Origin of the sequence: Pseudoclavibacter sp. RFBB5 (assembly GCF_002931555.1) — a bacterium.
Taxonomy (GTDB): Bacteria; Actinomycetota; Actinomycetes; order Actinomycetales; family Microbacteriaceae; genus Pseudoclavibacter.
This window is the reverse complement of sequence record NZ_PSTZ01000011.1, coordinates 78,928-94,413: the sequence shown is the minus strand read 5'-3', so window position 1 is coordinate 94,413 and position 15,486 is coordinate 78,928. Positions and strand designations below refer to the sequence as shown.

14 protein-coding genes are annotated in these 15,486 nt (G+C 67.8%); 9 read left to right on the top strand and 5 right to left on the bottom strand.

What is annotated here, in order from left to right; all coding sequences use genetic code 11:
- Positions 1-123 precede the first annotated feature (123 nt).
- Together C5B97_RS16770 and C5B97_RS16765 are read right to left on the bottom strand one after the other, a co-directional pair.
- The gene (locus tag C5B97_RS16770; RefSeq protein WP_104313191.1) at positions 124-1,185 is read right to left on the bottom strand and encodes an aldo/keto reductase; all 1,062 of its coding nucleotides are present in this window, start codon (positions 1,183-1,185) and stop codon (positions 124-126) included.
- A 77-nt stretch (positions 1,186-1,262) separates the two neighbouring features.
- On the bottom strand, positions 1,263-2,717 hold the full coding sequence (locus tag C5B97_RS16765) for an MFS transporter (protein WP_104313189.1): 1,455 nt from the start codon (positions 2,715-2,717) through the stop codon (positions 1,263-1,265).
- A 172-nt stretch (positions 2,718-2,889) separates the two neighbouring features.
- Here C5B97_RS16765 and C5B97_RS16760 point away from each other — a divergent pair, with 172 nt between their 5' ends.
- Positions 2,890-3,753: a hypothetical protein gene (locus C5B97_RS16760; protein ID WP_146080856.1), complete on the top strand. Its 864-nt coding sequence runs from the start codon at positions 2,890-2,892 to the stop codon at positions 3,751-3,753.
- Between the two features lie 130 nt (positions 3,754-3,883).
- Here C5B97_RS16760 and C5B97_RS16755 read toward each other — a convergent pair whose 3' ends face one another.
- The gene (locus C5B97_RS16755) at positions 3,884-5,509 is read right to left on the bottom strand and encodes an ABC transporter substrate-binding protein (protein WP_104313185.1); all 1,626 of its coding nucleotides are present in this window, start codon (positions 5,507-5,509) and stop codon (positions 3,884-3,886) included.
- A 363-nt stretch (positions 5,510-5,872) separates the two neighbouring features.
- Between C5B97_RS16755 and dnaK the strand changes: the two genes are divergently transcribed.
- The 5 genes from dnaK (at position 5,873) to C5B97_RS16730 (ending at position 10,656) form a co-directional block, all read left to right on the top strand.
- Positions 5,873-7,738 (top strand): molecular chaperone DnaK, encoded by a 1,866-nt coding sequence (gene dnaK, locus C5B97_RS16750; protein ID WP_104313183.1) that lies wholly within the window; start codon positions 5,873-5,875, stop codon positions 7,736-7,738.
- 2 nt (positions 7,739-7,740) lie between these two features.
- Positions 7,741-8,451 carry a nucleotide exchange factor GrpE gene (locus tag C5B97_RS16745; RefSeq protein WP_104313181.1) on the top strand — a complete coding sequence of 237 codons (711 nt, stop codon included), beginning with the start codon at positions 7,741-7,743 and terminating at the stop codon, positions 8,449-8,451.
- Positions 8,452-8,565: 114 nt separating this feature from the next.
- The gene (locus tag C5B97_RS16740) at positions 8,566-9,576 is read left to right on the top strand and encodes a DnaJ C-terminal domain-containing protein (RefSeq protein ID WP_104254235.1); all 1,011 of its coding nucleotides are present in this window, start codon (positions 8,566-8,568) and stop codon (positions 9,574-9,576) included.
- An 8-nt stretch (positions 9,577-9,584) separates the two neighbouring features.
- Positions 9,585-10,097 (top strand): heat shock protein transcriptional repressor HspR, encoded by a 513-nt coding sequence (locus tag C5B97_RS16735; RefSeq protein WP_104313179.1) that lies wholly within the window; start codon positions 9,585-9,587, stop codon positions 10,095-10,097.
- A 19-nt stretch (positions 10,098-10,116) separates the two neighbouring features.
- Positions 10,117-10,656, top strand: coding sequence for a hypothetical protein (locus C5B97_RS16730; RefSeq protein WP_104313177.1), 540 nt, complete (start codon positions 10,117-10,119; stop codon positions 10,654-10,656).
- 181 nt (positions 10,657-10,837) lie between these two features.
- Here C5B97_RS16730 and C5B97_RS16725 read toward each other — a convergent pair whose 3' ends face one another.
- Together C5B97_RS16725 and C5B97_RS16720 are read right to left on the bottom strand one after the other, a co-directional pair.
- The gene (locus C5B97_RS16725; protein WP_104313175.1) at positions 10,838-11,608 is read right to left on the bottom strand and encodes an SDR family NAD(P)-dependent oxidoreductase; all 771 of its coding nucleotides are present in this window, start codon (positions 11,606-11,608) and stop codon (positions 10,838-10,840) included.
- Between the two features lie 114 nt (positions 11,609-11,722).
- Positions 11,723-12,466, bottom strand: a complete 744-nt coding sequence (locus C5B97_RS16720) for a FadR/GntR family transcriptional regulator (protein ID WP_181027060.1) — start codon at positions 12,464-12,466, stop codon at positions 11,723-11,725.
- Positions 12,467-12,642: 176 nt separating this feature from the next.
- Here C5B97_RS16720 and C5B97_RS16715 point away from each other — a divergent pair, with 176 nt between their 5' ends.
- From C5B97_RS16715 to C5B97_RS16705, 3 genes are read left to right on the top strand one after another with little or no spacing between them, the layout of a single operon-like run.
- Positions 12,643-13,641 carry a zinc-binding dehydrogenase gene (locus C5B97_RS16715; protein WP_104313172.1) on the top strand — a complete coding sequence of 333 codons (999 nt, stop codon included), beginning with the start codon at positions 12,643-12,645 and terminating at the stop codon, positions 13,639-13,641.
- Entirely contained in the window at positions 13,638-14,219 is a 582-nt protein-coding gene (locus C5B97_RS16710; RefSeq protein WP_104313170.1) for a TRAP transporter small permease, read from the top strand. Before C5B97_RS16715 ends, C5B97_RS16710 begins: the two co-directional genes overlap by 4 nt.
- Positions 14,219-15,475 carry a TRAP transporter large permease gene (locus C5B97_RS16705; protein ID WP_104313168.1) on the top strand — a complete coding sequence of 419 codons (1,257 nt, stop codon included), beginning with the start codon at positions 14,219-14,221 and terminating at the stop codon, positions 15,473-15,475. Before C5B97_RS16710 ends, C5B97_RS16705 begins: the two co-directional genes overlap by 1 nt.
- Positions 15,476-15,486: the final 11 nt, after the last annotated feature.

Genomic DNA, 15,486 nt, shown 5'->3' with positions numbered 1-15,486 from the left:
CGGCCGAAGAGGCGGCCGGAACGTCAAGAGGCTTGGGACTATGACTGGGAGGGTCTTCCATGAGGGGAGATTCTAGTTGCACTTCGTTTGCCTGCAACTCGGAAAGCTGGGGATAAGCCCGGATCAGGATGCCGCGAGCGCCGCCTCTTCGCGGCCCTGGGACGTCCAGGCGGGATCTGCCGAGCGGTTCCCGACGACGCGCTCGGCGATCGAGTCGAGTCGGAGCAGCTGCTCGCCGGCCAGGTCGAGGCCGATGGCCCGCAGGTTCTCGTCGATGCGCTCGGGGCTGCGGGTTCCCGGGATCGGGGAGACCCGTACCCCGAACTCCGCCGACTTCGCGGAGACCCAGGCGAGGGCGACCTCAGCGACGGAGACATGGCGGTCGTGCTGCTCGGTGAGCTGCTGCGCGACGGCCGCGACCTCGCCGGCGAGGGCGCGGTTCGCTGGCAGGTTCTCTGCGAAGAAGCGGGGGAAGTTGGCGCGCACGTTGGGCTTCTCGGCGGTGAGTTCGGCCCACGAGTCGGTGAGCAGGCCGCGGCTGACGGGGGAGTAGGGCACGAAGCCGGCGCCGACCTCGCGGATGGCGGGGATGACGTGGTGCTCGAGATCGCGGCTGAAGATGCTGTACTCGCTCTGGATGGCCGCGATGGGGTGCACGGCGGCGGCGCGGATGATCTCGGCCCCCGTCGGCTCGCTCAGGCCGATGTGCCGCACCTTGCCCTCGGCGACGAGCTCGGCGACGAAGCCGACCGTGTCCTCGATGGGCACGTTGGGGTCGACTCGGTGCTGGTAGTAGAGGTCGATGTAGTCGGTGCCGAGGCGCTTGAGGGAGAGCTCGACCTGCTCGCGGACGTGCTCGCGGTCGCCGCGCACGCCGCGCTTTCCGACGCCGTCGCCCTTCGTGATGCCGAACTTCGTGGCGAGCTGGATGCGCTCGCGCTGCCCCGGGAAGATCTTGGCGATGGTGCGCTCGCTGCGGCCGTCGCCGTAGATGTTGGCCGTGTCGATGAACGTGATGCCCGCATCTACCGCGTGCTGCAGCGTGCGCAGGGCCTGCTCGTCGTCGATGGGACCGTACGCGTCGCTGAGGCTCATGGCGCCGTACCCCTGCACGGTCGTCACGAGGCCATCGCCGAGGAGGGTCGTGGGGAGCTGCGCTGCGGTGCCGTTCGTCTCGTGCGTCATGGCATCAAGTGTCGTCCGCACCACCGACATTCCGCCAGCGAGCCCGGCCTTGGGGGTAACAGTTGCAGAGCGGGCCGCTACGCGCTCGCCTGCTTCACCTTGCTCGGCACGGGCAGCATCATGAGGAATCCCACGGCGAGGACGATGCCGATGCCGATGATGCCCATCTTCGGGTTGCCGGAGAGGAACACGAAGAGGCTGAACAGGGCGGGGGTGATGAAGCTCGCGACCCGGTTCGTGGTGGCGTAGAGGCCGAACAGCTCGCCCTCGCGGCCGGGAGGGGTCGCGCGGGACAGGTAGGAGCGGCTCGCGGCCTGCGCAGGACCCACGAAGAGGCAGAGTGCGAGGCCGAAGATCCAGAACACCGTCTTCTCGGATGGGAGGAAGAGGAGCACGACCGAGAACGCCGTGAGCGAGACGAGCGACGCCATGATCACGAGCTTCGGGCCGAAGCGGTCGTCGAACCAGCCAGCGGCGAGCGTGCCGAGGCCGGCGACGAGGTTCGCGGCGACCGCGAAGTAGATGACCTCGCTGGGCGCGAAGCCGTACACCTGTGCCGCGAGGATCGCGCCGAACGCGAAGATCGCCTGCAGCCCGTCGCGGAACACGGCGCTCGCGGCGAGGAAGAGGAGGAGCTTCGGGTCGCTCTTCGCGAGCTTCCCGATGACGCGGAACAGCACGCCATACGACGCGAAGAAGCTCACCTTTCGGCGGGTCTCGTCCTTCGGGATCTCGGGCACCTTGAACATGACGGGCAACGCGAAGACCACGTACCAGACAGCGGCGAGCACGATCGCGAAGCGGATGTCGAGCGCGCCCCCATCCGCCCCGCTCGGCACCCCGAGGACGCCGTTCCGGCCTTCCGCGCCGAACGACTGGATGAACAGCACGAGCAGCAGCACCAGCAGCACGATGCTGCCCAGGTAGCCGAGGCCCCAGCCGATGCCCGAGATGCGGCCCACGTTCTTGGGCGTCGACACCTGCGACAGCATCGCGTTGTAGTTGACGCCGCTCAGCTCGGCGAAGATCGTGCCGACTGCGAGCAGCAGCGCGCCCCAGAACAGGTACTCCTCGCCGGGCTGGATGAAGAACATGGACAGCATGATGAGCACGGTGATGCCGGTGAAGATGCCCAGCCACAGCTTTCGCCTCCCCGACCCGTCGGAGCGCTGCCCGAGCACGGGTGCGATGAGGGCGACGAGCAGGCCCGCAATCGTGCTCAGGTTGGCGATGACGTTGGTGGATGCGGCCTGAGCGGCCAGATACTGCGGGTCGAGCGGGTTCACCTCGCCCAGCGCCGCGACCTGCGGGTCGATGAAGAGATCGCTCGCTAGGTACGTGGCGAAGACGAAGGTGACGACGACGGCCTGGAAGGCGGAGTTGCCGACGTCCCACAGCGCCCAGGCGGTCGCGCGCTTCTTCAGCTCCTTCGGCGTGACGGCGGCGCCGCCGTCGACGGTCTCGACCCGCCCGCTCGGAGTCGGGTCGCTGGGGGAGGGTGCGCCTTCGTCGGCGCGGCCGGGGTGTGCCATGCGCGGATTCTATGCGCGTGAGGCGGCGCGGAGGGGAACAGCCTGCGCGAGGTCCTGGCCGGTTGAGTTCGCTCGCCGTTCGTCTGCCGTGAACCGCACTGTGACCTGCGCGTGGCACCCTGGCCCGGAAAGCGGTCGGAGCGTGCGCGCGGCTGCGGACGGGAGGCAGCACATGCGACTCAGGACTCGGGTGTGGCTCGCCGCCCTCGTGATCGCGCTCTTCGGCGTCCTGCTCGGCGCCGCGACGCTCTTCAGCTGGATGGTCAACGAGACCCGCTTCGACCGTCCGAGTGCGGAGTTCGATGCCCTCGTCGAACAGGTCGAGGCGATCCCGGGCGTGACCGAGGTATCGGGACAACGGTGGGTTGAAGCGCCGATCTTCGTCGACCCCATCTCGCGGATCGAGCTCGACGTCGAGCAGGAGCACCTACCCGCCCTGCTCGACGAGCTCTGCGCGTCGGCGCATCCCGAGGGTGTCAGCTGGTCGCTCGAGGTGCCCGCCGCCGCGGGCGGCGTGATGTCGCTGCACAGCCAGACCGACTCCTCTGGGCGAGCGCTGTCAGGAGGCACCTGCCCTGACTTCGGCTTCGACGCCGTGTCGCTCGTCGACGAGCTCGACGAGGTCGCGCCCGGCATGGCCGTGCAGCCGGCGATCTGGGAGAACGGGCGCTTCGCCCTCGTCTCCATCGAGGAGACCAGGGACGGCTACCTCCACCTGCTGCCGCTCGTCCAGAACGTCGGGGCGCTGCTTGCCGCCGCGGGCTTGGACCCCGACAGGGAGGTCGAGATCAACTCCACGACGCTCGGTGCCACGATCCTGCCCGGGCAGCAGGAGCCCTACCTCGCGCTACTCACCGACCTCGCCGAAGATCACGAGGTCGAGGCCTTCTGGGCAGACGGCGGGAGCGCGCCGATGGGTGGCCGAGACCACGTGAACGTCACCGCGCCCGCCGCCCAGCACGCCGCGATCGAGAGCAGGATCGGCGCATCCGGCCTGCACATCGCGGACTTCCCGGTGACGTTCCACGAGCCGTGAGGCGGACAGCCGCCAAACTTCGGTGACAACTGCGGCCGAACGCGCTCGAGACGGACGGAAGAGGCCGAATAGTCACCGAAGTTTGACGCGGACGGATGTGCTTTCCCGCTTCGGGCCGCCGACGCGCGGCCTACTGCCCGAGCCAGGTGTCGTAGAAGTACGGGCGGCCGACGGCGTTGGTCTCGATGCCGGACACGTTGGGGCTCGTGACGAACACCTGGGAGTTGTCGACCAGCGGCACCGTGTAGGCCTCCTCGAGGACCGTCTCCTGCAGCTCGGCGAGGTTCGCGGCGCGCTCGTCGGTGCCGTTCGCGGTCTCCGAGACGCCGAGCAGCTGCTCCTCGATCTCGCCGTTCTTCAGCTGGAACTGGTTCGTGTAGTCCTGGCCCCAGTACTGGCGCAGGGTCGTCGCATCGAGGAAGGAGTTGGCGACAGGGAAGATGGGTGTTCCTCCCGCGGCGAAGATGTCGCTGTAGGTGCTCGCATCCGACTGGCGGATCTCCAGCTCGATGCCGACGGCTTTGAGCTGCTGCTTCGCGAGCTCGAGGATCTGGCCTGAACCGTTGACGAACGGGGACGTGTACGCGGGGATCGTGAGGCGCGTGCCGTCCTTCACCCGGTAGCCGTCACTGTCCGTCTCTGTCCAGCCGGATTCGTCGAGCAGCGTGTTCGAGAGGTCCTGGTCGAAGGCGAGATTCTCGCTCAGGTCGACCCAGCCGGGCGTCGCGGCCTGCACCGAGGAGGTGGCGGGCTTCCAGTTGGAGTTGAAGACCGTGTCGACGATCTCCTCGCGATTCACGCCGTGCTGGATGGCCTGGCGTACCTTCACGTCGTCCGTGATCTCTGCGTTGGGGCGCAGCACGAAGTTGATGGGCGTGCCGAGGTACTCGCCGTAGATGACGTTGAAGCCCTCGTCCGTGAGGCGCTGCTCCTCGCTCGGCTGCACGAAGTGCACCGAGTCGACCTGGCCGGCCTCGAGGGCGCCCTGGCGGGCGGAGTCCTCCTCGAGCACGTTGAAGGTGATGGAGTCGAGGTAGGCGGGGCCCTCGTGGGCGAACGCCTCGCTCGCCCAGTTGTAGTCGTCGCGCTTCGTGACGACGATCTCGCGCTCCGGCACCTGCGACTCGAAGACGAAGGGGCCCGTGCCGACGACGTTCTCGAGCTTCGCCTGCTCCTCGAGGGGCAGGTCGATCGTGCTCTCGCCGAGGATGCCTGCGGCGAAGAAGCCGAGGCTCGGGATGAACCCGCGGTTGGGGGAGCTGAGGGTCACGAGCACGGTCGTGTCGTCGACGGCTTCGGCGCTCGCGAACTCGCCGGGCACGATGGGCGAGCGGGTGATGCCCTTGCTCTCGTCGCCGAGGCCCAGCACCTCGAGGTTCTTCGCGACGACGTCTGCGTTGAGCGGCGTGCCGTCCGAGAAGGTCACGTCGTCGCGCAGCTTCAGCGTGTACTGGAGTCCGTCCTCGCTCTCCTCCCACGACTCGGCGAGCCACGGGTGCACCTCGCCGGTGCTGTCGACGTAGACGAGCGTCTCGACGAGCTGCGTCCACACCTGGCTCTTGTGCCAGTTGTTGGACTGCTGCTGCTGCCAGCCGTCGGCGATGGCGGTGACGGCGTGCACGAGGTCACCGCCCTGCCTGGGGGTGTCGGAACCCGCGCTCGCGGTGCTCTGCCCGGTCGCGCATCCGCTGAGCAGGAGGGAGGTGAGGGCGGCGCCGATGACGGCGGCGGAGAAGATGGAGCGGCGTCTGGTCATGACGGTCCTGTCGTGGATGCATGCACGGGTTGGATGCACTGGGAGCCCGGAGGCGGCGCGCTCGGAGTGGCGGGCTGGCGAGAGCGTCGCAGGAAGCTCGGGCGGCGTCCAGGAATCGCGTAACGGTGGGTGCTGGGCGGTCGCTCGGTGACGTTCCGCGCAGAAAAGTTGCCCCACGTGACGGCCACCAGACTTGAGTCGCTCACACTCAACTCTCAGCCACTGAGCTTGACGGTCGGAGCCCGATGAGTAAACTTGAGTGCATACGGCTCAGGTCTGCATCTGTCTCGACGCACACGATCGAGACAGCAACTCGGGCCGACTCAGACTCACACAAGCAGCTCTACAAAAGGAGAACCACACATGTCACGTGCTGTTGGAATCGACCTCGGAACCACGAACTCCTGCGTCGCAGTCCTCGAGGGTGGCGAGCCGAAGGTCATCGCAAACGCCGAGGGCTTCCGCACCACCCCGTCCATCGTCGCCTTCACGAAGGACGGCGACGTGCTCGTCGGCGAGACCGCCAAGCGCCAGGCAGTCACCAACGTCGACCGCACCATCGGCTCCGTCAAGCGCCACATGGGAACCACCTGGACCCAGGGCATCGACGACAAGAAGTACACCGCGCAGGAGATCTCCGCGCGCATCCTCGGCAAGCTCAAGCGCGACGCCGAGCAGTACCTGGGCGACAAGGTGACTGACGCGGTCATCACCGTCCCCGCCTACTTCAACGACGCCGAGCGCCAGGCCACGAAGGAAGCCGGCGAGATCGCCGGCCTCAACGTGCTCCGCATCATCAACGAGCCCACCGCAGCCGCGCTCGCATACGGCCTCGACAAGGGCAAGGAGGACGAGCTCATCCTCGTCTTCGACCTCGGTGGCGGAACCTTCGACGTCTCCCTCCTCGAAGTGGGCAAGGACGACGACTTCTCGACGATCCAGGTCCGCTCCACCGCCGGCGACAACCGCCTCGGTGGCGACGACTGGGACGACCGCCTCGTCAAGTACCTCATCACGGAGTTCAAGTCGCAGACCGGCGTCGACGTCGCGAACGACAAGATCGCCCTCCAGCGTCTGAAGGAAGCGGCCGAGCAGGCGAAGAAGGAGCTCTCCAGCTCCACGAGCGCCAGCATCCAGCTCCCCTACCTCTCCCTCACGGAGAACGGCCCCGCGAACCTCGACACGAGCATCACCCGCGCCAAGTTCGAGGACCTCACCAAGGACCTCCTGGAGCGCACCCGCAAGCCGTTCGAAGACGTCATCCGCGAAGCCGGCATCAACGTCGACCAGATCGACCACGTCGTCCTCGTCGGTGGCTCCACCCGCATGCCCGCAGTCGCAGAGCTCGTCAAGAAGCTCAGCGGCAAGGACGCCAACAAGGGTGTCAACCCTGACGAGGTCGTCGCCGTCGGCGCAGCACTCCAGGCTGGCGTGCTGAAGGGCGAGCGCAAGGACGTCCTCCTCATCGACGTCACCCCGCTCTCCCTCGGCATCGAGACCAAGGGTGGCATCATGACCAAGCTCATCGAGCGCAACACGGCCATCCCCACCAAGCGCAGCGAGACCTTCACGACGGCCGACGACAACCAGCCGTCCGTGCAGATCCAGGTCTTCCAGGGCGAGCGTGAGTTCACCCGCGACAACAAGAACCTCGGCACCTTCGAGCTCACCGGCATCGCACCGGCCCCCCGTGGCATGCCGCAGATCGAGGTCACGTTCGACATCGACGCCAACGGCATCGTGCACGTCTCTGCAAAGGACAAGGGCACGGGCAAGGAGCAGTCGATGACGATCACCGGCGGCTCCAGCCTCGGCAAGGAAGACATCGAGCGCATGGTCCGCGAGGCGGAAGAGCACGCGGAAGAGGACAAGAAGCGTCGCGAAGGCGCTGAGCAGCGCAACATCGCCGAGACCACGGTCTACCAGGTCGAGAAGGTGCTCACCGAGAACGACGACAAGCTCCCCGCCGACGTCAAGAACGAGGTCCAGGGCGACGTCGACGCCCTCAAGACGGCTCTCGCAGGCGACGACGACGCGGCAGTGAAGTCGGCGCTCGACAAGCTCAACACCAGCCAGACGAAGCTCGGCGAGGCAATCTACGCCGCAGCCCAGGCTGAGCAGGCAGCGGAAGCCCCCACGGCTGACGCACCCGCCGGAGACCAGGCGGCCGACGATGACATCGTCGACGCCGAGGTCGTGGATGACGAGGACGACAAGGACAACAAGTAGTCATGGCTGAAGAGCGAAACGAGTCAGAAGCACGCGGTCCCGAGAACTCGGGAGAAGCAAACGAGCCGATCATCAACGACAAGCGTCGGATCGACCCGGAGACTGGCGAAGTTCGCGACCTCGGCAAGGCTGCTGGTGCCGAGTCGGCGGAGTCCATCCCGGACGACACCGACCCGGCGACCGGCGAGGCTGCTGAAGCCGCGGCTGAAGGTCTGAGCGTTGAGGACCTCGAGAAGCTCCTCAGCGGGGAAGGCGCGGAAGACGCACCAACCGAGGGCACGCCTGGCGAGAGCGATCTCGCCCAGGAGCGCCTCCAGGACCTGCAGCGCGTCCAGGCGGAGTACGCCAACTACCGCCGCCGCACCGACCGTGAGAAGAGCGAGGCATACGACGCCACCAAGGCTGAAGTGCTCCGCTCCCTCCTCCCGGTGCTCGACGACTTCGACCGTGCCCAGAAGCACGGCGACCTCGTCGAGGACACGCCCATGGCCGTCATCGCCAACAAGCTCCGCACGGCGGTCGAGCGCCTCGGCCTCACCGCCTACGGCGAGGCCGGCGAGGCCTTCGACCCGCAGCGGTACGAGGCGATCGCGCAGCTCCCGAACCCGAGCGTCACCACCGACACCATCGCCGATGTTGTCGAGCGCGGCTACACGGTCGGCGACCGCGTGGTCCGCGTCGCGAAGGCAGCGGTGTTCGTACCCGCTTCGTAAGCACCGCGATCGGCGCACCCGCACCGATCGAACACGGCAGGGGGCACCGCAGACGCGGGCCCCCTCTCGTGTTCATCCAGAAGACATGCTCATTCCTAGGAACAGAAGGACCATATGGCCAGTCAGGATTGGTTTGACAAGGACTTCTACGCGGTGCTCGGCGTATCGAAGGACGTAGACGAAAAAGACCTCAAGAAGCAGTATCGGAAGCTCGCGCGTCAGTACCACCCTGACTCGCACCCGGGCGACACCGCTGCTGAGGCGAAGTTCAAGGAGATCTCCGAGGCCTACTCCGTGATCTCCGACCCAGAGCACCGCGCAGAGTACGACCAGATGCGCGCGATGGGCTCCGGCGCCCGCTTCCAGCAGGGCCCAGGCGGCCCCGGAGGCGCGGGCTTCGAGGACGTGTTCGGCGGGATGTTCAACGGCGGCGGTGCGCGCCGAGGCGCGTCGAATGCGGACTTCGAGGACCTCCTCGGCTCCATGTTCGGCGGAGGCGGCGGCGGATTCGGCGCCGGCAGCTTCGGCGGCGGCGCAGGTCGCCCCGCCGGGTTCCAGACCGGACCGCAGAAGGGCCGCGACCAGAGCGCATCCACGACCCTCGGTTTCATGACCGCCATCAAGGGCGACACCGTGGAGCTGCAGGGGCAGGACGGACGCGTCGTGAAGGTGCGCGTTCCGGCCGGCGTCGAGGACGGGCAGAAGATCCGACTCCGCGGCAAGGGCGGCCAGAGCCCCAACGGCGGCGAAGCGGGAGACCTGATCCTCACGGTGACGGTTCGCCCGGACCCCGTCTTCACCCGCTCGGGGCTCAACCTCGAGGTCACCGTGCCCGTCTCCTTCGCGGAGGCAGTGCTCGGCGCGACCATCGAGGTACCCACGGTCGACGGCGGCACCGTGCGCGTGAAGGTCGCGCCCGGCACCCCGAACGGCAAGACGCTGCGCGTCAAAGGCCGCGGCATCGAGACGAAGAAGGGCAAGGGCGATCTGCTCGTGCACCTGGAGGTCGCGGTCCCGAACCATCTCTCAAGTGCGCAGGAGAAGGCCCTCGCTGACTTCGTCGCCGCATCCGGTGACGAGAGCCCGCGCGAGGATCTCCTCCGCCTCGCCCGCCAAGGCAGGTAGGGGCGCTCATGGCACTCCCCTCCGACCTCGACGAGGACGCCCCGATCTTCGCGATCGCCATGGCCGCCGAGCTCGCGAACATGCACCCGCAGACCCTGCGGCAATACGACCGGATGGGTCTGGTCACGCCGCAGCGTACTGCGGGCCGCGTGCGGCGCTATTCGCTGCGCGACGTGGCGCAGCTGCGGGAGATCGCAGTGCTCTCGAACGAGGGCGTGAGCCTCGAGGGCATCGCCCGCGTGCTCGAGCTGCAGCGTGAGGTGCTCGGGCTGCGCCGCCGCGTGCGTGCGCTCGAGGCGGAGCTCGCCGACGAGCGCCTCACCCGGCTCGGTGGTCGCGTCTTCGCGGCTGGTGAGCGCGGCGACGTCGTGCCGCTCGCACATGGGCGCCGCACGGCACGCCGCACCGAGGTTGTCGTCTGGCGGCCGGCTCGCGTGCACGAGGCGGAACGCGAAGCCGAGGAGCGCCCACGCCCCGTGCGCAGGCGTCGCCCCACCGCGAAGAAGCCCGCGAACGACTAGGCACGCCGAGGAACGCGCCGTGAGCATCCGTGCATTCCGGTCCCAGCGGTTCCCGATCACCCACCGGTCACCGGAAGAGGTGTGGCGGGCTGCGACCCCCTTCGGCACGGCCACGCTCGTGTACTCGGCCGACCCCTGGCGCGCGACGGCCTCCGGCGACGGGCTCCCGACCGCCGAGCTCATCGCCGACGAGACGCACCACCGCGGGGCGGCCTGGGTCGCACCCGAGGGCGCATTCCGGTTCCCGATGCAGCTCGTCGTCGGCGGTATCGCCGGCGAGGTGACGCAGCCGCATGCTCGGCGATTCGACCTTCAGCTCACTCGCCGCTCGCGCACGGTGCGGGCTCGCATCGGCGGCGTCGACGGCACCGAGTGGACGATGCGCGGCGTCGGCCTCTCGAGCGTTCAGGTCTCCCGCAATGGGGCGCCGGTCGTGACAAGCGGGGCGTCGTTCACGTCGCATCGGCTCGAGGGCGGGTGCACGCCCCAGGACCTCGCCGTCGCGATCGCGCTCTCGCCGCTGCGCGCGACGCTGTTCGTGCTGACGAGTCTCGCCTGAGGGGCGGCGGGAGGCGCGGGTGCCGCGGGCTGTGCCGCGCCTCGGGAGAGGCGACCCGGTGAGCCGCGAGCACCACAGAGTTGTGGCCCGATGCTGTTCCCGTTCTCGGGAGCAGCACCGGGCCACAACTCTGACTGCGTGAGTCTGCCTTCGCCCGCGCGCGGCGCGGAGGATGCTCTGGTCAGCGGGCGCCGTTGCCGCCGTCGACGCGCCACTGCGCGCCGGTCACGAACGACGCCTCGTCCGAGCCGAGGAACACGACGACGCGCGCGATATCGAGCGGCTCCGCGTAGCGGCCCATCGGGATCGCCGCCTGGAAGCCTGCCTTCGCGGCCTCGGTGTCGCCGCCGCCGAATCCTTCCTCGAGGCGCCGCACCATCTGCGTGTTCACGCCGGACGGGTGGATGCTGTTGACCCGAACCCCGGTCGCCGCGACCTCGAGCGCGGCCGACTTCGTGAAGCCGACGACAGCGTGCTTCGACGCGACGTACGCGGAGACGCCTGGCGACCCGTCGAGGCCTGCCTCCGAGGAGGTGTTGATGATGCTGCCGCTGCCGCGCTCGGTCATGACCTTGAGCACGTGCTTCATGCCGAGGAAGACTCCGCGGACGTTGACGGCGAACACCTTCTCGTAGTTGTCGACGCTCGCCTCCGTGAGCGGGCCGACGGCGCCCTCGATGCCGGCGTTGTTGAAGAACACGTCGATGGTGCCGAACGCCTCGACGGTCTCGGCGACGTAGCGCTCGACGTCTGCCTCATTGGTGACGTCCGCAGTGATCGTGATGACGTCCCCGTGTGCCGCGAGGCGCTCGCGCGTGGCCTCGAGCGGCTCGGCGAACAGGTCGACCAGAGCCACGCGGGCCCCCAGCTTGAGGAACTCCTCTGCGGTCGCAGCGCCGATGCCGCCCGCTCCACCGGTGATGAGGACTGAACGTCCGCTGAAATCTGTCATATCGCAACTCCTTTGTCGTCTGGGCCCGCGTGGCTGGCCGCCCGGGGATCCAACGAAGGCTAGGAAGCGCGCATCCATAATCGCTGTGTAGTCACACAGCGACTGGTGCTGCGGTCAGGGTGACGGATGCGACTGGTGCAGGATCCAGGTCTCGCGCACCTCGCCGAGGTGATCCACCATGGCCTTGCTCGCGCCATCGGAGTCGTGGGCTGCGAGACGCGCGACGATCGCCGCATGGGCCCGAGCCACGACGTCGATGCGCCTGGGGTCGAAGGAGAAGGTGGCGATGCGGGTCTGCATGAGTCCCTCTCCGAGGACGTCGTAGAGCGTGACGAAGAAGTCATTCCCGGTGGCTACGGCGAGCCCGCGGTGGAAGTCGTAGTCGTTGCGCGAGGCGGCGGCGATGTCGTCGGAGAACGAGGGCAGCTGTTCGCAGAGGTCGGCGAGCGCGCTGATGCCGGTGTCGTCGATGCGCTCGGCTGCGAGCCCCGCGACGGAGACCTCGAGCGTCGCGCGCACCTCGTGCAGCTGCAGGTAGGGGACGTCCGGTCCGTTTCGGAGGAACATCTGCAGCATCTGGCCGACGTCGTCGATGCTCGCGCGGGCGACGGTGAGTCCGGAGCCGGGAGTCGCGATCACTATGCTCTTCGCGGTGAGCGCCTGGACTGCCTCTCGGATGACGGTGCGTGAGACGCCGTAGGTCTCGCAGAGCTCGCGTTCGGACGGGAGCTTGTCGCCGGGCTCCAGCCCACGCTCCAGGATGTCGTCCTTGATCGCGTCCGCTACCTGGTCGGAGAGCCGCTTCTGGCGAACGATCCCTGTCTGCGGTGTGCGCTGTGTGCTGGCTGCCTCAGGCATCAGCGCTCCCTTCGTAGGTGTGGTTTCCATTCTGCCGCACCAGAGCTGCGGCCCAACTGGTATGATAGGATGCAATCAGTCAGCTTGTCGCGTGCCATCCAGTGCTGGATTCGCACCGCAAGCACCTACCCGCACGCGAAGCAACGCGGCCGTGAGTCGCGGGGAAGAGCAGCCGAATGCGCGCTATCCGTTTCGACGAATCTGGGAAAGCCCAGGTGGTCGACATTCCGAAACCCCAAGCCCGACCAGGCGAGGTGGTGGTGCAGGTGACCTCCACCGGCGTGTGCGGCTCCGACCTGGCTGCGCTGCGCGGCACGCATCCGTTCCGCATCCCACCGCTCATCTCAGGCCACGAGGCGGGCGGGCGCGTCGCCGAGGTCGGATCCGGCGTCGACGGACTCACAATCGGAGATCGCGTTGTCATCGACCCTCAGCGCTCCTGCGGCGAGTGCGCACTCTGCGCAAGCAACCGCTACCACCTCTGCGCGAGCAAGCAGATGCTCGGCATCGCCGCGTGGGACGGCTCCTTCGCGGAGTTCACCGCCGTCCCCGCGACCACCATCATCCCTGCACCGGACGGCATCGCCGATGAGCACCTCGCTCTCGCCGAACCCATCGCGGTCGCGGCCCACGCGGTCGCCCAGCTGGGAGAGCGGGCCCGCACGCGGTCGCTCGTCCTCGGCGGCGGAACCATCGGTGCGCTCGTCGCTCGCGTGCTCCGTGACTCCGGTGCGGAGACGCTCGATGTGATCGAGCCGCGCACCCATGTGCATCCGATGCTCGAGTCCCTCGGGGCGACCGGAGTGCACGTTCCGGACGTCGACCTGGAGTCCCACAGCTACGACGCGGTCTTCGTGGCGGCTGGCGTGCCGGCTCTCCTCGAGCGGGCCTTCGCGGCTGTCGCACCTGGAGGCGCCATCGTGCAGGTCGCCGTCTTCGGTAAGCCCGTGCCGGTTCCCGTGGGCGAGCTGCAGGTTCGCGAGATCGCCCTCCTCGGCACAGCCATGTACACGAAGGCGGACTTCTCGACCGCGCTGGACGTCCTCGACCGGCACCCCGGTCTGGCCGACGCCATCGTCTCGCGGACGACGTCCCTGGAAGAGGGAGCCGAGATCACCACCAGGATGGCCGCAGACGGCCCCGGTGACATCGTGAAGCTGGTGATGGTCCCGTGATCGGCGGCGTCGTCGGCCGGATCTTCACGGGCATCGAGCGTGTACTCCTCACGATCGCCGCCGTTGCGGTCACGCTCATCAGCCTCGTCCTCGTGTTCCAGGTGTTCATGAGGTACGTGCTCAACAGCCCCACGGTGTGGTCTGAGGAGTTCGCGACCCTCATGTTCGTGTGGTGCGTCATGGCGGCCATCCCCGTCGCCGTGCGGCACAGTGAGCACATCGCGGTCACGCTCGTCGTCGATCGCATGCACGGCAAGGTGCGGCGCACCTTCGTCGTCGTCGCCTACGTCCTGACCGCAGCCCTCTTCGCGCTGGTCACGGTGTATGCGGCGATGATGCTGCCCACAGGGGCCCGGCAGCTCATGACCGGCCTCACCATCGCCTCCGGCATGGATGTGACCCTGTTGGCGATGTACCTCACGGTCCCCATCGGCATGGGCCTCTCGTTCCTCTTCTCGTTCGAGAAGCTAGTCGCGGCCCTGCGTGGCGACTTCGACGAGCCCATCGACGTCGTGGCGGTCCTCACCGCGGAGACGAGCGTCGACGAAGCCAAGACCCCAGAAGACAAGGACGTCTGATGCCCGTGATTCTCGGAGGACTGCTCCTCCTGCTCCTCGCTATCGGCGTCCCGGTGGGGATCTCCGTCGGCCTCGCGTCGTTCGTCAGCCTGGCAGTCGAGGGTGTCCCACCTGAAGTGGGGGCCCAGCGCTTCATCGCCGGTATGCGCTCCTTCCCTCTGCTAGCCGTGCCTCTCTTCGTACTGGCTGGCGCCATCATGAACGCAGGTGGCACGACGCAGCGACTCATCGACTTCGCCTACGCGCTCGTCGGGCGCATCCGAGGCGGGCTCTCGGCGGTGAACGTGCTCACGAACGTCACATTCGGTGGCATGTCGGGCTCGGCCGTGGCTGATGCGTCGGCCGTCGGGCGTCTCCTCATCCCGCAGATGCTTCGCCGCGGCTACTCGCCCGGTGACGCGGCGTCGGTGACCGCCGCCGCGTCGATCATCGCCCTCGTGCTCCCACCGAGCATCACGATGATCATCTATGCCGTGGCCGCCGAGGTCTCGATCGGCGATCTGTTCTTCCACGGTCTGTACATCGGTCTCGCATTCGGCGTGGTCTACCTGATCACGGGCTGGCTCATCGCGCGCAAGAAGGGATATCCAGCTGAGAAGTCGACCGACCTGCGCGGTCTCGGAAGGGCCTTCCTCAAGGCGATTCCCGCGCTCCTCATCCCCGTCGTCGTGCTCGGAGGTATCCGCCTCGGTGTCTTCACGGCCACGGAGGGAGGCGCGGTGGCGGTGACGGTCGCCGCGATCATCGGGTTCTTCGTGTACCGGGGGCTGACGTGGGCTCGCATCGTGACGGCGATGCGGGAGACTGCGATGCTCGTAGCTGCGATCATGCTCATCATCGCCATGGCACAGGCGTACTCGTGGGCGCTCGTCACCGGCGGCACCCCCGAGATCCTCGCAGCGGCGGTCCTGGGGATCACCGACAACATCTTCGTGATCCTCCTCGTCGCGAACGTCCTGCTCCTGCTCGTCGGTACCGTGGTGGAGGGCAACGCTGCAATCATCATCTTCACGCCGGTGCTCCTGCCGATCATGACGGCCGTCGGGGTCGACCCCGTGCACTTCGGGCTCATCGTGGTCATCAACCTCGCGATCGGCCTGATCACGCCACCTGTCGGCATCAACCTGCTCATCACGAGCCGCATCGCAGGCATATCCGCCGAGAAGGCGATGAAGGACATGCTGCCGTGGCTCGGCGTGTCGATCCTGCTGCTGTTCATCGTCACCTACGCGCCGTTCGCGCTCGGTTGGTACTGATCCCGATGCGT

Coding starts and splice junctions, on each gene's coding strand:
- C5B97_RS16705 (WP_104313168.1), top strand. CDS start 14,219: ATGCCCGTGATTCTCGGAGGACTGCTCCTCCTGCTCCTCGCTATCGGC.
- C5B97_RS16735 (WP_104313179.1), top strand. CDS start 9,585: ATGGCACTCCCCTCCGACCTCGACGAGGACGCCCCGATCTTCGCGATC.
- C5B97_RS16770 (WP_104313191.1), bottom strand. CDS start 1,185: ATGACGCACGAGACGAACGGCACCGCAGCGCAGCTCCCCACGACCCTC.
- C5B97_RS16715 (WP_104313172.1), top strand. CDS start 12,643: ATGCGCGCTATCCGTTTCGACGAATCTGGGAAAGCCCAGGTGGTCGAC.
- dnaK (WP_104313183.1), top strand. CDS start 5,873: ATGTCACGTGCTGTTGGAATCGACCTCGGAACCACGAACTCCTGCGTC.
- C5B97_RS16760 (WP_146080856.1), top strand. CDS start 2,890: ATGCGACTCAGGACTCGGGTGTGGCTCGCCGCCCTCGTGATCGCGCTC.
- C5B97_RS16720 (WP_181027060.1), bottom strand. CDS start 12,466: ATGCCTGAGGCAGCCAGCACACAGCGCACACCGCAGACAGGGATCGTT.
- C5B97_RS16755 (WP_104313185.1), bottom strand. CDS start 5,509: ATGACCAGACGCCGCTCCATCTTCTCCGCCGCCGTCATCGGCGCCGCC.
- C5B97_RS16725 (WP_104313175.1), bottom strand. CDS start 11,608: ATGACAGATTTCAGCGGACGTTCAGTCCTCATCACCGGTGGAGCGGGC.
- C5B97_RS16765 (WP_104313189.1), bottom strand. CDS start 2,717: ATGGCACACCCCGGCCGCGCCGACGAAGGCGCACCCTCCCCCAGCGAC.
- C5B97_RS16745 (WP_104313181.1), top strand. CDS start 7,741: ATGGCTGAAGAGCGAAACGAGTCAGAAGCACGCGGTCCCGAGAACTCG.
- C5B97_RS16740 (WP_104254235.1), top strand. CDS start 8,566: ATGGCCAGTCAGGATTGGTTTGACAAGGACTTCTACGCGGTGCTCGGC.